This is a genomic window from Methylocystis iwaonis (assembly GCF_027925385.1).
In the GTDB taxonomy this organism is placed as follows: Bacteria; Pseudomonadota; Alphaproteobacteria; order Rhizobiales; family Beijerinckiaceae; genus Methylocystis; species Methylocystis iwaonis.
Genome location: NZ_AP027142.1, coordinates 1,688,645 through 1,706,560, shown reverse-complemented (window position 1 = coordinate 1,706,560; position 17,916 = coordinate 1,688,645). Strand labels below are relative to the sequence as shown.

General features: G+C 62.0%; 16 protein-coding genes and 1 tRNA gene. 5 read left to right on the top strand and 12 right to left on the bottom strand.

The features are described 5' to 3' along the window. Positions 1-10: 10 nt before the first annotated feature. Complete coding sequence (locus QMG84_RS08155; protein WP_281931699.1) at positions 11-2,251, bottom strand: multicopper oxidase family protein; 2,241 nt, start codon at positions 2,249-2,251, stop codon at positions 11-13. 142 nt (positions 2,252-2,393) lie between these two features. Next, positions 2,394-3,632: a deoxyguanosinetriphosphate triphosphohydrolase gene (locus QMG84_RS08150; RefSeq protein WP_281931698.1), complete on the bottom strand. Its 1,239-nt coding sequence runs from the start codon at positions 3,630-3,632 to the stop codon at positions 2,394-2,396. Between the two features lie 25 nt (positions 3,633-3,657). Between QMG84_RS08150 and QMG84_RS08145 the strand changes: the two genes are divergently transcribed. The 5 genes from QMG84_RS08145 to QMG84_RS08125 all read left to right on the top strand — a co-directional run bounded on the left by QMG84_RS08145 (position 3,658) and on the right by QMG84_RS08125 (position 6,083). Then, complete coding sequence (locus QMG84_RS08145; protein ID WP_281931696.1) at positions 3,658-3,999, top strand: HesB/IscA family protein; 342 nt, start codon at positions 3,658-3,660, stop codon at positions 3,997-3,999. 133 nt (positions 4,000-4,132) lie between these two features. Beyond that, positions 4,133-5,044: a sugar kinase gene (locus QMG84_RS08140; protein WP_281931694.1), complete on the top strand. Its 912-nt coding sequence runs from the start codon at positions 4,133-4,135 to the stop codon at positions 5,042-5,044. Between the two features lie 75 nt (positions 5,045-5,119). Then, positions 5,120-5,195, top strand: a tRNA-Asn gene (locus QMG84_RS08135). Positions 5,196-5,340: 145 nt separating this feature from the next. Then, positions 5,341-5,562, top strand: a complete 222-nt coding sequence (locus tag QMG84_RS08130) for a hypothetical protein (protein ID WP_281931693.1) — start codon at positions 5,341-5,343, stop codon at positions 5,560-5,562. 215 nt (positions 5,563-5,777) lie between these two features. After that, positions 5,778-6,083, top strand: coding sequence for a hypothetical protein (locus QMG84_RS08125; RefSeq protein ID WP_281931691.1), 306 nt, complete (start codon positions 5,778-5,780; stop codon positions 6,081-6,083). A gap of 4 nt (positions 6,084-6,087) precedes the next feature. Here QMG84_RS08125 and QMG84_RS08120 read toward each other — a convergent pair whose 3' ends face one another. From QMG84_RS08120 to mmoY, 10 genes are all read right to left on the bottom strand, one after another. Beyond that, positions 6,088-7,038, bottom strand: coding sequence for a patatin-like phospholipase family protein (locus tag QMG84_RS08120; RefSeq protein ID WP_281931689.1), 951 nt, complete (start codon positions 7,036-7,038; stop codon positions 6,088-6,090). A gap of 56 nt (positions 7,039-7,094) precedes the next feature. Further along, positions 7,095-9,677 carry a PAS domain S-box protein gene (locus QMG84_RS08115; RefSeq protein WP_281931687.1) on the bottom strand — a complete coding sequence of 861 codons (2,583 nt, stop codon included), beginning with the start codon at positions 9,675-9,677 and terminating at the stop codon, positions 7,095-7,097. 18 nt (positions 9,678-9,695) lie between these two features. Beyond that, complete coding sequence (locus QMG84_RS08110; protein ID WP_281931685.1) at positions 9,696-12,983, bottom strand: NAD-glutamate dehydrogenase domain-containing protein; 3,288 nt, start codon at positions 12,981-12,983, stop codon at positions 9,696-9,698. A gap of 42 nt (positions 12,984-13,025) precedes the next feature. Further along, positions 13,026-13,451 (bottom strand): ATP-binding protein, encoded by a 426-nt coding sequence (locus QMG84_RS08105; RefSeq protein WP_202072720.1) that lies wholly within the window; start codon positions 13,449-13,451, stop codon positions 13,026-13,028. Positions 13,452-13,461: 10 nt separating this feature from the next. Next, positions 13,462-13,827: an STAS domain-containing protein gene (locus QMG84_RS08100; protein ID WP_246744822.1), complete on the bottom strand. Its 366-nt coding sequence runs from the start codon at positions 13,825-13,827 to the stop codon at positions 13,462-13,464. Between the two features lie 421 nt (positions 13,828-14,248). Beyond that, positions 14,249-15,280, bottom strand: coding sequence for an aromatic/alkene monooxygenase hydroxylase FAD-binding subunit MmoC (gene mmoC / locus QMG84_RS08095; protein ID WP_202072719.1), 1,032 nt, complete (start codon positions 15,278-15,280; stop codon positions 14,249-14,251). Positions 15,281-15,297: 17 nt separating this feature from the next. Next, complete coding sequence (mmoD, locus tag QMG84_RS08090) at positions 15,298-15,633, bottom strand: soluble methane monooxygenase-binding protein MmoD (protein ID WP_281931683.1); 336 nt, start codon at positions 15,631-15,633, stop codon at positions 15,298-15,300. 79 nt (positions 15,634-15,712) lie between these two features. Continuing rightward, complete coding sequence (gene mmoZ, locus QMG84_RS08085) at positions 15,713-16,222, bottom strand: aromatic/alkene monooxygenase hydroxylase subunit gamma (RefSeq protein WP_281931681.1); 510 nt, start codon at positions 16,220-16,222, stop codon at positions 15,713-15,715. 26 nt (positions 16,223-16,248) lie between these two features. Next, positions 16,249-16,665: a methane monooxygenase regulator MmoB gene (gene mmoB, locus QMG84_RS08080; RefSeq protein ID WP_202072716.1), complete on the bottom strand. Its 417-nt coding sequence runs from the start codon at positions 16,663-16,665 to the stop codon at positions 16,249-16,251. A gap of 13 nt (positions 16,666-16,678) precedes the next feature. Continuing rightward, positions 16,679-17,866, bottom strand: a complete 1,188-nt coding sequence (mmoY, locus tag QMG84_RS08075) for an aromatic/alkene monooxygenase hydroxylase subunit beta (RefSeq protein WP_281931678.1) — start codon at positions 17,864-17,866, stop codon at positions 16,679-16,681. Positions 17,867-17,916 lie beyond the last annotated feature (50 nt).

The window sequence follows — 17,916 nt, the reverse complement described above, 5'->3', positions numbered from 1 at the left end:
CTCGGGCCTCTCAGGCCCCTTGCCGGGCCTGGACGTCGAAATGCAGCATCATCCCCATGTCCTCGTGCTCGACGAGGTGGCAATGGTAGGGGTAGTGGCCAGTGTAACCCTTCGGGAAATGCACCAGCAGCTCGACGAGCTCATTCGACTGGATGCGCACAGTATCGTGGCGCGCGACCTTGTCGAAATCGAGCGGGCGGTTTCCCGTCGTCTCCACGAATTGGTTCGCGCTGTTCAGCGCCCAACGCCGGGTGACCACGAAACTCACCAGATGCAGGTGGAAAGGGTGCATGTCCGGCGCGCCGCCGGCGAGGTTCGTCGGGTCATTGCCGATATTCGCGACGTACCACCGCTCATAGGTCCCCTCCACCGGCTGGATCACCTGACGGCCCTGCGCCGGATTGATCCGATAGAGATGGGGATAGCGGTAGATCGGCGGAAATCCCGCCGGATTGCTGTTCTGCGTCGCAAGCCCCCAGAGCTGATCCTTATGGGTGGCCGCGTGCGGCGGCATTGGCTCCTCTGGCTCGAAGAAGAAGGCCCGCGCCACCTGATAGGGTACGGCAGGCGCCGGCGCGCCTTGTAGCGTCGGGTCGTTGAGCTTCGCGTCGAAAGGCACAGGGAAAACGGTAGGATCGCCTGACGGCGCGGTCGCCGGACGAAGCTCCCAGATTTGCGTATCGCGCCAGGGCGTGTCGCCCGTGTAAGGCGAGTTTTCGCCATTTTGCGCGAGCTTGCGCGTATCGTTCATCAAGACGACGAAACGATTGTGAGCAATCGGCGCATTTGCCGGGCTCGGCGCGAGCTCTGGCGATGCGCCCGGGACCCAATGGAAGCTCTCGTCATCAGCGTGGCGGCGCAGAATTTTGTCCAATGTGCAGACGTCGAGCGCCGAGGGCTCGCTGTGGCCCCCGCCGCCGTGGACGTGCCCGGCCGCAGCGAAGCGGAACTGGAGCAAATTGGCGAGCGGAAGATAGGGGTCCGGATTAGGTTGATTGGCGGCGCCAATGGCGGCGAGCGCCTTGTTGCTGTCCGGCGGCATCACCGAATTTCCGTCAAACTGGAAAATCGGTTCGTCGTCCGGGGCGCCGGGCTTGTACCCCGCAAGCGCCAAATTGACGAGGATGAGCGCGTTGACCTCGGGCTTCACCCCCGTGAAATCGACCAAAAGGTCGAGACGTTCGCCCGGCGCCAGCAGCAGATATTGCTTGTCCTGCAGCGAGACGCTTTTGCCGAGCAAGCCCGCTTCATTGCCGATCGCCGTCAGCCGATCCCCGTACCAAACCTTGCCATTGTCCGTTCCAGTGGGATCGGCCAATGTGAGCGCATAAGTGCGGGCGTTCGAGCCGTTGAGCACGCGCAGCCGATAAATCTTCCGATCGGCGTGAACATGCGGCCACGGCCGCCCATTCACAAAAATAGTGTCGCCGAGAAACTCCGGCCGGGCGGTGCGGTCCAAGGTCTTAAGGAGGGGCACGCCCTTCTTATAGTCGATCCGTGTGGAATCCACTTCGAGGCCATCGGGACCCTTCGATGCGAAGCAGCGGTCCTGGATGACGAGCGGGATTTCCTGCGCTTCGCCGCCGATCAGATGGAAAATCTCTGCGTCGGACTGGTCGCGGATGAAATAGAGGCCGGCCAGGCCGGCGTGAACCTGCTGCGCCGTGTTGTCCATCGAATGGTCGTGGAACCACAGCATCGTGGCCCGCTGATCATTCGGGTAGAAATAGGTCCGATGCGAGGGCATGTGGAAGGGATTGCCTTCGTAGCTCGCCGGATGCAGCGGCCAGCCGTCCGAGGTCGGCAATACCTTGCCGCCATGCAGATGGGTGACGACGCCGAGCGCGTAGTTCATCGACTTGAATTGCGGAATAGAATTTCCGATCTCCATGTCGGCAGGATTGATCGGCGGCATGGCGAGCGGGCGCGCTTCGCCTGCTTTCGCCGCGCCCATGGAGGGCAGCTTGTTGATCCAGACCGTCTTCAGCGGCTGACCGCGCTGGACGTTGATCACGGGGCCGAGATAGTTTTCCAGCGTCGCCGCCCGCTCCTGCGGCGAGCCGCTCCGAATATAGCACCACGCGTTGACATTCTTCGGGTCGGGCGGGTTTTTGGGATCGACCGCGTCGATGAACTTCACATTTCGCGCTTCGACGGTGAAGGTGAGGCAGCCCCATACGCTCGTCTGCCCCGTCGTAACGATGTCGAGCGCTCCCAGCGGCAAATGGTTTTCGAAATTCAGAGCCATCATTAAGTCCCTCCTGAAAAATCAGCCCTCGAAAAGCATCCCCGACACCGGGGGAAGAAAATGTGCGGCGACGCACGCCCCCTTTGGCTAATTGCCTTCGAGCGCCTAACCCTGCGTAACGCAAGCGTATTTCCCCTGCAATAGTTTACCCGAAAAGCCGTTTCACCTCGCCCAGCGCATATCTGTCGGTCATCCCGGCGATGTAATCCGCCACCACCACCGCTCTCGCGGCGCCGTCGCGCGCTGCGGCCAGCGTCGCCCATTCGGCCGGCATGAGCGACGGCTGCTCAAAAAACGCCGGGAAAAGGCGGGAAATCGCCTCCTCCGCGCGGGTCCAAACGCCCATCACCCGCTCGTGCCGATACATATTCGCGAAGAGGAAGCGCTTGATGTCGCGCTCGGTCGCGCGCATCGCGGCGGAAAGCGCGACCATCGCCTCCCCTGCCCCGCGGACCTCTTCGGCCGAGCGAGGAGAATGCTGCTCGAGACGCGCCTGCGCCGTCCTGATCGCATCCTCGACGAAGCGCGTGATCACCCGGCGCACCAGCTCATGGATGACGCGGCCGCGTTCGAGGCCGGGATGCTTGCGCGCGATTTCCTCCAGCAATCCGGCGACGAAGGACACCGCTCCTGCAATGTCCTCCAGCGTGAAGAGATTGGCGCGCAGGCCGTCGTCCATGTCGTGGCCGATATAGGCGATGTCGTCGGCGAGCGCCGCCGCCTGCGCCTCAACGCCCGCGAAGGAGGCGAGCTCCAGCGGATAGCCGGCGTCGAATTCGCAAATATAGCGCGACGGGGGCTTCAACGCCTTGGGCCCGGCGAGCGGCCCATTGTGCTTCACAATGCCTTCGAGCGCCTCCCAGGTGAGATCGAGCCCGTCGTAATCGGCGTAACGGCGCTCCAGCAACGTCACGACCCGTAGCGCCTGGGAATTGTGGTCGAAGCCGCCATAGGGCTTCATGCAGGCTTCCAGCGCCTCCTCCCCGGCATGGCCGAAAGGCGTGTGGCCGAGATCATGCGCCAGCGCCACCGCCTCGGCGAGGTCCTCGTCGACCCCGAGCGCCCGGGCGATCGCGCGGGCGATCTGCCCCACTTCGATCGTATGGGTCAGCCGCGTGCGGAAATGGTCGCCGTCGAGTGGCACGAAAACCTGAGTCTTATGCGCGAGGCGCCGGAAGGCGGTGGAATGGATGATGCGGTCGCGGTCGCGCTGAAACTCGCTGCGCGTCGGCGATGGCGCGACGGCATAGAGGCGCCCGCGCGACTTTGTGGCGTCGCAGGCATAGGGCGCGAGGGGCTGGCGCAGCGCCACGGTCGGGCTCCAGTCATTGAAAGGCCGGAAGTTCGGACCTATGTTGCCGCCATAGCCCGCAATCGACGGCATAAGCAAGAATCCAAAGGGGAGAGGCATGACAGCGACCCTGTCGAGCGACGTGGCGCTCACAGAACAGGCGGCGAGGCGTATTGCGGCGATTCTCGCCAATGAAGCCCCGGGCGCGGTCTTCCGCGTCGCCGTCGAGGGCGGCGGCTGCTCGGGCTTCCAATATAAATTCGTCGTGGACCCCGCGCCCGCCGCCGACGATGCGCTTTTGGAGCAGGACGGCGCCCGCGTGGCGATCGATCCAGCGTCGCTGGGCTTCCTTACGGGGGCGAAGGTCGACTTCGTGGACGATCTGATGGGACAGTCGTTCCGAATCGAGAACCCGAACGCCGTTTCATCCTGCGGCTGCGGCACCAGCTTCGCGCTTTAGGACCGATATTGGACCGCGAGCCTTCAGGCTCGCTTAGAAAAGTGCGAGCCTGAAGGCTCGCGGTCCTGTGACACTCGGGCGCCATCGAAACCGGCGACGGTGACAAACCGCCCACCATTGCGGAGCCTGATTCTTGGAAGCGCTTTTCCTCGGCCACGCCTATATCGACGTCACCATGCTCGCCGACGAGATGCCGGCCGGCGACGAGAAGATGGTCGCCCGCGACTATGCCGTGAGCTTCGGCGGCAACGCCGTCACCGCCGGCTTCGCCTGCGCCAAGCTCGGTCACGACGTGCATCTTCTCACGACGCAGGCGCGCGACTGGCTCGGCCATATGTTCTCCGAAATGGCCGACGCCTACGGAATCCGCCTGCATCCGCGCAAGGTGGCGCGCTCTTCGCTCTCTTTCGTGCTGCCCAACGACGGCAAGCGCGCCATTCTGCGCGCGCGCGACGATCACTATCTGCAGCCCTTCCTACGCCTCGATATTTCGAGCGCGCGCGTGCTGCATCTCGACGGCCATATGGCCGACGCCGCCATCCATTACGCCAAGGCGGCGCGCGAGCGCGGCGTGCTGGTCTCGCTCGACGGCGGCGCAATGCGTCCCCGCCTCGAGGAACTGATCGACTTCGTCGACGTCGCCGTGGTCTCGAAGCAGCTCTGCAAGCAGATGTCCTTCTCCGAATCGGAGATGCTCGCCTGGCTGAAATCCAAGGGCTGCCGAATCGCCGCCGTCACGGTGGGCGAGAAAGGCACCTTCTGGTGCGGCGAGGACGGCGTTCCGCAGCATTTGCCCTCCCTGCACGTGCCCTCCGAGCGGGTCATCGACACCTCGGGCGCCGGCGACGTCTTCCACGGCGCCTATTGCGCCTCTTTTCTGGAGCGCCCCGAGGCGGGCTGGCGCGAGCATTTCGAATTCGCGCGCGCAGCGTCGGCGCATAAGGTCCAGCATCTCGGCAATGAAGCCGGCCTGCCGGGCCGCGAGGACGTCGCGAGAGCGCTCGCAGAATTCAGCGAGACCGCGGCTGCGGAAGCCCAGGTCTGAGGGAGTTATCAACAGGCTGCGCGAAAGGGCTTGGCAAAGCCGCCGGGGCCTTGTATACGCCCTCCACCACGTCGTTCCCCGATAGCTCAGCTGGTAGAGCACGCGACTGTTAATCGCTAGGTCGTAGGTTCGAGTCCTACTCGGGGAGCCATTCCAAAATCGAAGAATCACAGGGTTCACGAGCGCGCTCAATTGCCGCTTCGGCGACCGCTTTTCCTGCCTCGATCGGCTTCGTCCAAAAGTTGAGGCGCCGACAAAGCGCCCTAAATGTTCCTCCCTCACTGCGGGAGGCAGCAATGCGGAAACTCACGCTTCTGACGATCGCCGCGCTTCTGACGGCTGCGGGCTCGGCCCATGCGCAGAGCGCCGGACCCTTTCCTTCTGACGGCAACATTCAGTCTTACGGCGGCCACTGGCGCTACCAGCACCGCGATTGGAGCGCGCCAGGGCGTCCTCTCAATCCCGGCGTCTGTTGGCAGTGGAGCGACTCTGAGCTCCTTTGGAAATGGGTGTGCTGAGCAGAGACCTCAACGAAGCGCCCCGCCGCCCGATCGGCGGCCGGGCCTCTTGCTCAGGATTCCCGCGCTACCTTAGCCCACTCGGTTCTGACCCGGCGCCGCCCTACATGACCCTTCGGCGCCTACGCCGCAGAGGGCTCGAAACGCGCAGGCTTTATGACGCGCGCCAGACGCAACCAGGCGTAGGGGCCGATGTTTCCAGGCAGAGGTGCGCCATGAATACCGCCAATCTCCAGCTCGAAGGCATTTATGTCATCCTCGCCGCCCTTCTCGGCGCATTGTGCGAGAAAGGCGTTTTCAAGCGAGAGGAAATCGACGGGCTGCTCGCCAAAGTCGAGGCGGCGTTGAGCGAGGATCCAAACAGGTCAGAAGACATGCGCGGCTCCAACGTCGAAGCGATCTGTTTCCCGGCGCGCTTCCTGAGGCAAGCCATTCATGCGACGTCCGAGGAGCCGAGCCTCTCGTTTGTGGATATTGCAACGCGAGTCGGACAAATGAAGCGCGAGGGGCAGAGCCGCTAAAACCTCAAACGGGGAAATCGATTCCGGCTGCGCGCAGCAAATCTATCACCTCCCCGCGCTTGCGCTCGACCGATTGCTCGCCCTCCCAGATCGCCTCCTTGGCGCGCTCGAACTCGAGCAATCCGATGTGTCCTACGCGCGGCGTGATGTGCACGTCTGGCGGATCGCCGGCGAGGCGGGAGCGCGTCAGCCGGTCCTGCATAATGCCGAGCGAGGTGGTCAACACGCCGAAGAGGCTCGGGAGATCGCCTCCCTGCTGGACGAAGGCGCGGGTCGCGCTCGCCTGGCGCGCCGACGCAACGTCATGGACGCCGAGCACCAGCGGATCGAAGCCGATAGACGTGCGCGGCGACGTTTCGCTACGCCGCATCTTCCCGATGACGTCAGTGTTGAGATTGATCGCGATCACAAGGTCCGCTCCCAAGGCGCGGCAGGGCGCGACCGGCAAGGGATCGACGAGCGCGCCGTCCGCCAGAATGCGATTGCCCGATTCGATCGGCGGCAGAAGGCCGGGAAGCGCTATGGAAGCCCGGACGGCGTCGACGAGCCCCCCATGTTGAAGCCAAATCTCGTGGCCGGTCGTCAGATCCGTCGCGACAGCGACGAACGGGTTTTGCAAATCTTCGACCCTGCGCGCGCCCAGCAGCCGGCTTACCTCGTCGATGATCCGATTGCCGCTGAGCAGGCTTCCGCGCCCGAAATGCAAGTCGATGTAGCCGAGAATCCGTCGCTTGGTGAGCGACAAAGCCCACCGCTCCAGCTCATCTAATTCCTTGGCGAGATAGCAGGCCCCGACCAATGCGCCTGCGGATGATCCAGCGACGATGTCGAACGGAACGCCGAGCTTCGTCAGCGCGTTGATTGCGCCGATATGCGCCCATCCCCTCGCGACGCCGCTGCTCAGCGCAAGGCCGATCTTGCGTCGCCCGAAGGGGTTGCCGATCGCCGCGGCCATTCAGGCTTTTCTCCAAGAAAGAGAGATGGAGCGAGAGGCCCGTCGCCTTCCCCGCGCTAGCTCACTTCCAAAACAACCAAAGCCGCATCGTCGCCCATCATCGCCGGCGCGCAAAAATCCCGCACCTCGCGCAAAAGTTTCCGCACGATGACCTCGGGCGCAAATTCTCGATTGGCGGCAAAGCGCCGGCACAGGCGCTCCAGCCCGAAGAATGCGCCGGAGGCGTCCTGGGCCTCGACGACGCCGTCGGTGTAAAAGAGAAGCTTGTCGCCCTGCGAGAGAAACAGGCTCCGCTCTTCGAAATCGACAACGCGCTCGGCTCCCAGCACGAGCCCCTCGCTATCCAGCTCCATGCAGTCCTGCTGGCCCGCCCGCAACAGCAGCCCAGGGTTGTGGCCGGCGTTTGCGTATTTCAAACGACCGGTGGCGGATTCATATCGGCAGAAAAACATGGTGATGAACAATTCGGACCGATCGAGATCGTCGTAGAGCAGCTCGTTGAGCTCGCGCAGCATATGAGCGGGGCGCCCGGTGGAAGCCGGCCGGGATTGAGCGCGGACCATGCTTCTGACTTCCGTCATGATCAGCGCCGCGCCGACGCTATGACCCGACACGTCGGCGACGACGAAATCCAGATTCCCGCCATTCTCGAAATAATCGAAATAATCCCCGCCGACATGGGTCGCCGGCAAACACACGCCAGCGATCTCGGCATGCGGCAAGCGTAACGGCTTGTCGGGCAGCAGCGACAATTGAATCTGCTTGGCGATCTCGAGGTCGCGGCGGCTTTCCTCGGCGCGCCGCTTTTCGGTGACGTCGGTCTGAATGCCGATGTAATGCGTGATCGTCCCCGTTTCGTCAGGGACGGGAGAAATAAGCAATTCGTTCCAGAAGGCTTCGCCATTCTTGCGGTAGTTTTGCAAGGTGACTTCGCAGCCCTCGCCCGTTTGCAGGGCATGCCGAATCTTCGCGACAGCCGCCGGATCGGTCCCCGGCCCCTGCAGGATATGCATGCCGCCCCGTAGCAGCTCCTCTTGCGAATAGCCGGTCATTTGGGCGAGCGCGGGATTGACGTAGATATTCGGATTTCCGCGCGCGCGCGCGTCGCAGATCACAATGCCGACATGCACCGCCTCCATCGCGCGATTACGCACGCGCAAGGCGTCCTCATATTCCTTTCGCTCGGTAATATCGCGGTCGACGCCGCGCCACTTCGCCAAACGTCCGTTCTCGTCGAATATCGGGGCGCCGCTGGACTCGGTGAAAACCCGCCGCCCATCGCCGCGCAAGTAGCAATTGACGATGCGACGGAACGGTTTGGGAGTCGGCAGTTTACCAGCAAGCCGCGAACCGTCGCCTTCTGGCTGGAGAATGCTGAGATAACTCTTACCCAATAGATCGGAAGGCTCGAGCCCAAGAATTTCCCTTACGGCGTCGCTGCTATAAGTGTAGCGGCCCTCTGCGTCCTGCTCCCAAAGCCACTCGCCGACCATCTCCGCGACCTTGCGAAAGCGCTCCTCGCTTTCCGCCAGCGCCTCTTTGTCGCGCCTTTGCTCGGTGACGTCCTGCTGAATGGCGAGATAGTGCCTGACCTGCCCATCCTCGTCGCGCAAGGGCGCGATGATCTCATAGGCCCAATAAAGCGCGCCGTCTTTTCGCCGGTCCTGGATTTCCCCGCGCCACTCCGCGCCGCTTTCGATCGTGCGCCACAAGCGCAGATGCTGGTCTCTCGGCGTGTGCGGGGAATGAAGGATTCGAGGGTTTTGTCCGATGACCTCCGCTTCGCTGTATCCTGTGAGCTTCGTGAAATAGTCGTTCACATATTCGATGAGGCCGTTTCTATCGGAGATCATCACCGCGACAGGACTTTGCTCGATGGCCGCCGTCAGCATCCACAGGCGGCTTTCGGCGCGTTTCGTCTTCGTCAGATCATGGGTGACGCCAACGAAGTAGCGACGACCCTCGAGCCATATTTCGCCGATGGAAAGATACATCGGGAAAATCGCGCCGTCCCTGCGCCGTCCCGAAACATCGCGTCCGATTCCGATGATCTTGCGTATTCCAGTGTCGCGATAGGCGGCAAGATAACTGTCGTGCTCCTCCTTGTAGGGTGACGGCATCAGCAATTTCACATTTGTGCCCATCACTTCTTCGGCGCGATAGCCAAAGAGTTTCTCCGCGCCCGCGCTGAAGAACAGGATTTTTCCGAACTCGTCGATGACGACCAGGCCGTCGGCCATTCCTCCGAAGATCGCATCGAGCTTGATTTTCATATCCTCGAGCGCCGCCGTCGAGGTTTCTTCGGCCTTCAGTTTCAGTAGTAGCCCAGCGAGACCTTTCGCTCCGAGCCGATAAACCTCGCAACTCGCGTCGATCTCTTTTTCGTCCTTCCGCTTGATCCGCACGTCGATCCACTGGCGGGCGGGCGCCATCAACCATGAAAGCGGCCCGTCTTTGGCCCCCGCCATCGCAATCTTCGGCCTGCCCGGGAATGGGCGTCCGATTAACTCGCTTTCCTTGTATCCGATGAGTTGCTGGCCGCGGCTGTTCAACGCCAGCACGAGACCGGACGGGTCCAGCAAACACGCAGCCTCGTTGCTGGCTTCAAGAAGCAGATGCGTGAGCGGCTCTTCTTCCACGGCCTCGTCCTTCTCGCATCACGCCGCGCGCCGGGCGGAGTTACAGGCTTCGACCAGGGCGTCGAGCTCGGAGGCAAAGAGCGCAAAGGGCGCAACGGTTTTCGGCGCGCTTTCGACGATCTCGGCGCGTAGCTTGCGCAGTTCCGTCAGCTTCGGCGCGAGGTCGGCGAGCCGGAAAATGGCGGCGGGCTCCTCGACGCCAGCCCTCAAGGCGACCCCCGCAATGCGCGCGGTCGCGGCGCGCAGCCGTTCCTCGATCGCCGTCTGCAGCTTCCCCTCCCACGCGTCCCGCGCAGTAAGCTCGCCGGCCAATGCAGCGATCTGGCGCACGCCGAGGCTTCCGCCAACCTCGTCGAAAAACCGCGCCGCCACCGCGATGTCCTTGCCGCCCTGCTCCGCAAGAGCAACGAGAAACGGAAAGTCCCGAAGCCTGTTGAGGAACATCTCGCGAGACGCCTCCGGCGCATTGGCGTCGAGGATCGACGCTTCCGCGCTTTGCGAAAAATAGGCGAGATATTTTTCGAGATAGGCGCGCCATTCAACGACCTCGCGCGTCTGCGGCTGGAGCCGGCGGCCGCCTTGCAGCGCCCAGCGGCACAAATAGGCCAAAGCGTCTTCGAGTTGCAGCAGATATTCATATTGCCGCCCGGCACTCATTCTGCCGTCGAGGCTCCGCACCGCGCTACGCCAACGCTCGCCTCCGAGTATCTCGTCGAAGGCAAGATAGAGGCCGACGGCGTCGGTCAGCAGAGTCGGCGCGAGCGGGTCTCCGAAAAGAAGAAATCTCGCGCCGGCCTGATCGATGATCCTGTTGCAGATGACAGTCGCGGCAATCTCGCGCGCAAGCGGATGCGCGTCGATCCTGGAAGCGTCTTCCGATCGCAGCGACGACGGGAAATAGGCGGCGAGAAACGCCTCGCTCCATTTGGAATCGAGAAAGCCCGGCGCGTCGAGAAGCGCCCGCTTCAACGCCAATTTCGACTCGGCCATGAGGATGCTCAGCTCCGGCCGCGTCAGCCCCCCTTCCGCGCGCGCCAAAAGCTCCCGCCGATTTGGAAAAGCGTTATTTTCGCGATCGAGCTGCGCCGCCGCCTCGAGCCGATCGGCGACGTCCATATATGGTTCAAGATCGGCGAGGGCGCGTTCCCGCTCGAGGGAGATGCACAGGCTCTGATTATAATTGTCATCCAGGACCGCGGCGCAGACTTCGTCGGTCAAGCTCTCCAAAAGACGATGAATCTCGCTCGATGCAGCGAATTGCGCCCCACGCGCGCCGCGCAACAAAATCTTCAGATTTACCTCGTGATCCGACAGATCGACGCCCGCCGAGTTGTCGACGGCGTCCGTATTGATCCGGCCGCCATTCAAAGCATATTCGACGCGCGCTCTTTGGGTGAAACCGAGATTGGCGCCTTCGCCGACGACTTTGGCGCGGAGCTGATTGGCGTCGATCCGCGCGCCGTCATTGGCGCGATCGCCAACGCTTTCGTCCGTCTCCGCGCTTGCCTTCACATAGGAGCCGACGCCGCCCATCCAAAGCAAATCCACAGGCGCCGCCAGCAGCAGACGGATCAGCCCCTCGCCGTCGACCAAGCGGTTTCTGGCTTGCAGCCACGACCGCGCCTCGGGGCTCAGCTCGATGTCCTTCGCATCGCGGCGATAGACGCCGCCGCCGCGCGAAATCTTGGCCGGGTCGTAATCCGCCCAGGAGGATCGCGGCTTCTCGAAAAGCCGCCGGCGTTCGTCGTAAGAGATCAGCGGATCGGGGTTGGGGTCGATGAAGATATGTTCGCCGCTGAACGCCCCCAACAGCCTGATGGTGTGCGTCTCCAACATCCCGTTCCCGAAGACGTCGCCATCCATCGAACCGACGCCGACGACGGAAAATCCCTGGTCGTCGATGTTTCGACCGATCTCGCGAAAATGACGCCGCACGCAGACCCAGGCGCCCCGCGAGGTTATGCCGAGGCGCTTGTGGCTGTAGCCGTTCGATCCGCCGGTGGCGAAGGCGTCGTCGAGCCAGAATCCGCGCGCCTGTGACATCTCATTGGCAATATCCGACCAAGCGCCCGTGCCCTTGTCGGCCGCGACGACAAGATAGGGATCGGGTTCGTCGTAGCAGATGCGCTCTGCTGGCCCAGGCTTCTCGGGATCGAGATTATCCGTCAATTCGAGCAGCGCGCCGATAAATGCGCGATAGGCGGACTTCCCCGCCGCTTCGCGTCCGGACGGGTCGGAACTCGGGGTTTTCAAAACGAAACCGCCCTTGGCGCCCTGCGGGACGATCAAGGCGTTCTTGATCATCTGCGTCTGCATGAGATCGAGAATCTCGGTTCGCAAATCGTGCGCGCGATCCGACCAGCGTATGCCGCCGCGCGCGACCTTGGCGCCGCGCAGATGTATGCCCGTCATCGCGCGCGCGTGGACGAAGATTTCGAACATCGGCTTGGGAGGCGGCGCGCCGATCACGCCGAGGCTGTTGATCTTGAGCGCCAGCGCTTTCGGTTGGCCCTCGTCGTTCAGATAGAAATTCGTGCGCAGCGTCGCATCGATGAGGTTGAAGAGATCGCGAAAAATGCGATCGTCCGTGAGATTGGAGATTTCGTCGAAGGCGGCGATCAGACGTTGCCTGACCTCGGCGAGCGCGTCGAGCGAGCCTTGGCCTGCATGATCGGGACAAAACCTGGTCTCGAAATAGGAGAAAAGCAGGCGCGTGACCTCGACTCCGCCGATGAGCGCCTCATACAAACGCGAGCGGTCCACACGCACGCCAAGTTGCAGATAATAGCAGCAGTAGGCGCGAAGGACGCCAATCTCCTTCGCGCTCAACCCCGCGAGCAGGACAAGCTTGTTGAGGGGATCGTCCTCCGCCTCCCCTGATAGCAATGCGTTCAACGCCGCAAGAAGCTGCGCCCGTGATTGCTGAACCTTCCTGGCGTCCACCGGCCTCACGCGGAAACTGCGAATGAAGCGCCTGTCTCCCGAATGCGTCACGGGAAAGAGAATCTGATCGACGGCGGAAAGGCCGAGATTGTGCAAGATCGGAATGAGATCGTCGAGCGGGCGCGGCTGTGCGCCGTAGATTCGCAGATCATACTCACGCCCGTCGCGAAGCCGGCGGAGATCGATGGCGTGGCGGCTCGGGTCGAAGACCTCGCCGAGCTTCAACAGATCGCGCATGCGCTGCCGGGGGGCGACGAGATCGCGATAATCTGCGGGAAACTCCGCGGCGGCGCCGTTCACCGCGCGGCGTGATGTCTGCGCCGCTCCGTCCACATTATTGCGGAGGTGAATGTCCCCGTCCATGGCGAGCGCTTTCTCTTTCTCTCTCGCTGCCGCCGGCGCGCGTTACTTCAAGCTCTTGTGCATTTCGAGAACATTGCCGCTTTCGCTCTTCTGATAGGTGACCGAGTCCATCAGATTACGAATGAGGAATATGCCCCGCCCCCGTTCCTGGAGTTCATCGATGTCCGGCATCGGCACGGCGCTGATGTCGAAACCCTGACCATGGTCGTAAACCCGGATACGCAGATCGTTCTCCTCGATCGAAAGACAAATTTTCACGGTATGATCCGCGCGCCTCTCGTCGGCATATTCCATCGCATTGGCGACGGCTTCGGTGAGCACGAGATTGAGGTGATAGGCGAGCATGTCCTGGTCGACCGCATCCGTCTCGAGCTCTTTTGCGATCTGCTCGGCGATATTGCCGATCACACGCAGATAGCGGGTCTGGTTCGGCACGACGATGTCGACGCTCATGCTTGTCTTGGACATGCCTGCATCGCTAGCTGACGCCTTGGCTGCTGATCGCCTCCTGCAGGCGCGGGTAGATTTCAAAGACGCGGTTGAGCCGCGTCAGCTCGAACATCGAGCGCACGCGGGGTTGTAGGCCAGAGAGCACGAATGTCCCGGAGCGCTGACTTGCGTTTTTGTAGCCGGACAGCAATGCGCCAAGTCCGGAGCTGTCGATGAATTTCACGTCCGCCAGATCGACCACCAGACGGCGCCCGCCTTCTTCGAGAGTCCTTAAAATGCGTTCCTTGAGCTCGCTCGAATTGTGCGCGTCCAGACGCTCCTCCTTCACGATGAGGACGGCTCGGTCATTCTGGGTCTGCGTTTCGAGCTGCATGTTCGAGGTCGATCCGGACATCGACAAAGGCCGCCATAGCGGTGAGATGGCTAGCTAGGTCAGCCTCTAGCGTTGTCAACGGATAAGCCTGCCGAAGTGGCTCAGCTTGAAGCCGTGCCGATGAACGGGGAAGCTAAATGACGCCTTCGCCTGCCGCCGCACGAGATGGATTGGCTAGCTAGGCAGATAGCGACACAGCCAAAGACACGGCTTACGTGCAAGGCTGTAGCGGGGAATATGGCCGGAAGGGAAATTAAAGATGCCCGCCGAAGGCGTTGTGTCCATACGTGACGCCCGTCCGTCGGTTATAAATGGGTTGGCGGCGAGAAAGGAACGTGGAAGCTCAGAATAAAAAGCCTGCCCAGGACGTAGCCCGGGCAGTAGTTGGGGAGCCCTGCCCGGCAAGCGCCAGCCGGACAGGAATTCTTTGCCAGAGAGCCGATCAGCCGCTCGCCAGGAATTTCTCGAGATACACTTGCTCCTTGGGAACGCCGGCCGAAGAAGCGGCCGCGAACGCCGCATCGATCATTCCCGGCGGCCCGCAGAGATAGATGTCGGGTTTCTCCGCGCGCCTGCCGAGCTCGTCCTGCAGCAAATCGATTACCGTGCCCTTGGCGACGCCATTGCCCTCGGAAACATTCACGACAGCAATCTGCACGTCGAGGCTCGGCATCGAATGCTGCAGCGCCTTGAGCTCATCGACATAGAAAAGCTCTTCATAATTGGTGACGCCGAAGAACAAAGTCGCGGGCTGTGGATCGCTCTCCTTGTGCAACTGCCGGATCATCGACAGGACCGGCGATAATCCGGTTCCGCCGGCGACGAAAAAGCGCGGCCGCTCGCTCTTGTGCAGCGAGAAGGAGCCCGCCGGCCCCCGGAGCGCGACGCGTTGGCCGACGTGCGCCTGCGTGCGCAGATAGTTGGAGAAGGCGCCATCCGGCAGCAGGCGGATGAAAAACTCCAGGCGGCCGTCCTCGGCGACCGAGGCCATTGAATAAGAGCGGCGCGTATGTGTGCCCGGAATTTCGATGTCGACGAATTGCCCCGGCAGGAAGTTCAGCGAAATGGGCGCCGCGCCGTCGGCCGTCAACGGCTGCAGAACCAGCCGCACGACATTCGACGACACCCTGTCGCACTCGGCGATCTCGGCAAGCCAATTCGTCTGGATCGCCTGGAAGGAGATGCGATCATAGGTGTAAGGCACGACGATGTGGAGATCGCTGCGCGGAAAGGTGCGGCACAGCAGAACCTTCCCGTCTTCCTCCTCGTCCGGCGGCAGCGCCTGGACCTTGACGTCGATGAGCTCATAATCGCCGTCCGCGCAATCGGCCTTGCAGGTCGCGCAGCCGCCGGCCCGGCAGGACGCGAGAAGAATCACGCTCTGACGAAGGCCCGCAGAGATGACGTCCTCGCTCGGTCCGCATTCGAATGAACAGGTTTCTCCATCCTCTGTCTCAATGACGATCTGATACATACGTCTCCCGCCCTATGCTACTCTGGCTGCGCCAGTTCGTTTTTCGTCGTGTCGTTCTTGTCGTTGATCGGCTCCGGCGTGCCGATCGCGCGCAATAGCCGCTTGATCTCCAGGCTATTGTCGCCGGGCGTTGCGGCGGCATCGTCCTGCCGTCGGAAGTAGCTCAACACATGAGCGACCGCCTCGCGCGCCGAATCCTGCGACAGTGAGCATCCTTCCTGGATAAACTCGCCATCGCGCAGGATTTCCCAGCGCCACATATAATCGAGGTCCATCGTATAGGCGGCGTAGCGTGAATCCGCGTGAATCAGGATCCCTTGCTCGGCCGTCGCATGTTCCGCCGAAAGCGTCATGGCGCTTCCTCCTCTCTAGAGGCGGCGTTCGGGCGGAAAGCCGTCCGAACGCTCGATCTTTACGAAGCGGATAAAGCCGTCACGCCTGCAGATGCAGGACCTTGACGCCGCGCTCCTTGCGCAAGCCCTCGAGCGGCGTTGCGTAATAGTCCGTGTTGCGCAGCTCCATCAGAATGGTGCCGAGCGCCGCATCCGTGCGCAGGAACACATTCACCGGCAGAACCGGCGGCTTGTAGAGCTGGCGGAACTCGATGTGAATGCGCTCCGCTTCGTATTTGCTCTTGGCGGATTGCATCTTGGCGATCCAGGCGGCCTCCACCGCGGCGGCGTCCTCTCCGGTCGTCGCCTTGGTGATGAGATCCGCCACAGGGAGCTTTTCGGTCTTGAGCACCGACAAACGCTCCTCGATCTTGCGTTCGATATATTGATAATCGACATCGAGGTCGTAGCTCTTGCGGAACGGTGAGCTGTAACTGACGCGGAAGTCCTGAATGAACTTCGTCGCCTGGTCTACGCTGTTCAGCTTTTTGATCTTGCCTTCCCACTCTGCGCGAGTGGAATTGTCGTGGATCGGTTCTCTTTTCGCCATTGTGGCATTCCTTGTCGTCGGACCGATCAGATGTCGGTCAGGGCGCGATCGAGGCCCATGAGTTCCGAGGTGATGGTGAATTTCGTGCCGAGCGTATAGGCGCGGCCGACGGTCGACGACACATTCACGAGAAGGTCGTAGACCGAGAACGGCTTGCCGAGCAGGTCGGAGGCTTCGGCGGCGTCGATCTCGATCGCGCCATCGGCCTTGATCCACCAGAAGCCCGCCTTGTCCTCGACGACGATCGACGGATTCTTCGCCTTGCCGCCCTTGAGCACGATGTCCTCGATAATCGCGTCGATTTCGTCGCTCTTCATCAGAACGAGAACGACCGCGTTGGACTCGTGGACGACTTGGTTCTCCTCGGCGAAAAATTCATCCGCGAAGGCCTTGCCGGTCTTCTGCATGATGCCGGCGTTATAAGCGTTATGTGCGCTAGACATATGAACGTCCTTCTCAATTCTTGTAGCCGGAGAGAACGGCGTCGACCTTCTGGTCGACGTCGATCTTGAACCCGATCTTGTCGGCGTAATCGACCTTCCAATCGCCGAAAACGCGCTGGAGCGCTTCCGAGACGCCCGCGCGATCGGTCGCGCCCGCGACTTTCTCGACCTTGGCGTAGATGCCGACGAAATCCTTCAGCGCATTGACCGAACGCGCGAGATAATGCTCGGTCCAGGCGTTGAGGAAGGTGCGGTTGTGCGCGCCGAATTCGGGGTCATTAGCGAGGCAGTAGACGAAGAGATCTTCGATCGCGCCGCGCGTGGTCTGGAAATAGGTCTGCGATTGCGCCGTGAAGAAGGGCGTGAGCGTGTCGCCATAGACCGTCGCCAGACGCTGGAAGAACTCGCGGCGGGCGAACTGGCCGAAGGTCGCGTCATAGACGGCGTGACCCGCCCAGAGGATCTCGTTCCAATCCTGAATGCCCTGCCAGATCTCTTCCACCGCGCCGCGCGCGCCGGCGTAGATCGGATCGCTCGTCCAGATCTTCTTCGGAACGTCGGTCGACGCGTCGAAGCCCGGCACGAGCTTGGCGATGAACAGACGCTCCATCTGGATCATCTGCGCATTGTCGACCTTGTCGAGACCGGCGAAAGTCGCCGACTGACGGATCGTGTCCGACAGACAGTCGCGGCCGACCGACGAATGGGCGTTGAACAGGCCATATTCGTTGTACAGCAGCGCGCCGTAATATTTGTTGAGGATTTCGTCGCGCCAATAGGCGTCGATGGTGCGGATCGAGCCCTCGGAAGAATAGGCGGCGAGAAAGCGCTGCGTGTAGCGCGCCTCTTCCGATTTGTCCTTCACATAAGGCGCGTGCCAGCGACGGGCCGGATCGCGATGGCGATACCAGTCGGTCGTGCGCAGCTCGGTGCTCTCATTGCCCCAGGACGGACGGCCGCCGTGGAATTTCTGAGTCCAATCGCCCCAATCGAGGCCGCCGGCGATCCAGTCGGGGTTGGGCTGCGCATAGCAGGACAGTTGCTCGTATTCCGACAGGCGCTTCCAGCGCGGCTGGATGAAATAATGGTATTTGCGCTGTGTATCCAGCGCGTGATCCGGAACAGCGGCGGCGATAATCGCTGCGCGTTCCGGATCAGTGAGACCTCGCTTCGTAACTTGAGAGCTTTGAGGCTGTGACATTTTAGATGTCCTCCACTAAGGATTTGTTCGTGCTTCACAGTGGGCGGGCG

Bases quoted from the DNA above. Each gene is read 5' to 3' on its own strand.
- QMG84_RS08110 (WP_281931685.1), bottom strand. From the start codon at position 12,983: ATGGACGGGGACATTCACCTCCGCAATAATGTGGACGGAGCGGCGCAG.
- QMG84_RS08105 (WP_202072720.1), bottom strand. From the start codon at position 13,451: ATGTCCAAGACAAGCATGAGCGTCGACATCGTCGTGCCGAACCAGACC.
- QMG84_RS08125 (WP_281931691.1), top strand. From the start codon at position 5,778: ATGAATACCGCCAATCTCCAGCTCGAAGGCATTTATGTCATCCTCGCC.
- mmoY (WP_281931678.1), bottom strand. From the start codon at position 17,866: ATGTCACAGCCTCAAAGCTCTCAAGTTACGAAGCGAGGTCTCACTGAT.
- mmoB (WP_202072716.1), bottom strand. From the start codon at position 16,665: ATGTCTAGCGCACATAACGCTTATAACGCCGGCATCATGCAGAAGACC.
- mmoC (WP_202072719.1), bottom strand. From the start codon at position 15,280: ATGTATCAGATCGTCATTGAGACAGAGGATGGAGAAACCTGTTCATTC.
- QMG84_RS08155 (WP_281931699.1), bottom strand. From the start codon at position 2,251: ATGATGGCTCTGAATTTCGAAAACCATTTGCCGCTGGGAGCGCTCGAC.
- QMG84_RS08150 (WP_281931698.1), bottom strand. From the start codon at position 3,632: ATGCCGTCGATTGCGGGCTATGGCGGCAACATAGGTCCGAACTTCCGG.
- mmoD (WP_281931683.1), bottom strand. From the start codon at position 15,633: ATGACGCTTTCGGCGGAACATGCGACGGCCGAGCAAGGGATCCTGATT.
- mmoZ (WP_281931681.1), bottom strand. From the start codon at position 16,222: ATGGCGAAAAGAGAACCGATCCACGACAATTCCACTCGCGCAGAGTGG.
- QMG84_RS08145 (WP_281931696.1), top strand. From the start codon at position 3,658: ATGACAGCGACCCTGTCGAGCGACGTGGCGCTCACAGAACAGGCGGCG.
- QMG84_RS08130 (WP_281931693.1), top strand. From the start codon at position 5,341: ATGCGGAAACTCACGCTTCTGACGATCGCCGCGCTTCTGACGGCTGCG.
- QMG84_RS08120 (WP_281931689.1), bottom strand. From the start codon at position 7,038: ATGGCCGCGGCGATCGGCAACCCCTTCGGGCGACGCAAGATCGGCCTT.
- QMG84_RS08100 (WP_246744822.1), bottom strand. From the start codon at position 13,827: ATGTCCGGATCGACCTCGAACATGCAGCTCGAAACGCAGACCCAGAAT.